The organism is Sagittula sp. S175, from assembly GCF_049800975.1.
Lineage (GTDB): Bacteria > Pseudomonadota > Alphaproteobacteria > Rhodobacterales > Rhodobacteraceae > Sagittula.
In genome coordinates this window covers 81,230-81,589 of record NZ_JBNAGB010000025.1, presented here as the reverse complement: position 1 = coordinate 81,589, position 360 = coordinate 81,230, and positions in this window count along the sequence as shown.

The following is a 360-nucleotide window of genomic DNA, read 5'->3' as shown; positions in this document are numbered from 1 at the left end:
GGAGGCTCTGCCTCCTGACCTCCGAGGTATTTTCATCAAGATGAAGGGAAAGGGACCATTAACCTTGATAGGGTATTGATGTGTTGCGGTACAGGGAGAGGTCCCGATGACCGCTCAAGGTGAAGGCGCCGCGTCTCCCCCTCCCAGAGGCCCGAGGCGCGGCGTCCGACGTCAAATCGTCGTTATCGCCGGAACGTCTTCTGCCTTCATCTTGATGAAAATACCCTCGGGGGAGACGCTCCTTGCAGGAGCGTCCGGGGGCAGCGCCCCCGAACGCCCTAAGGGCGTTGCCGCGCGGCCCGCAGGGCCGCGTCGGGGGGGGCCCGGGCCCCCCGGGCCAAAAAACCCACCCCCCCAAAA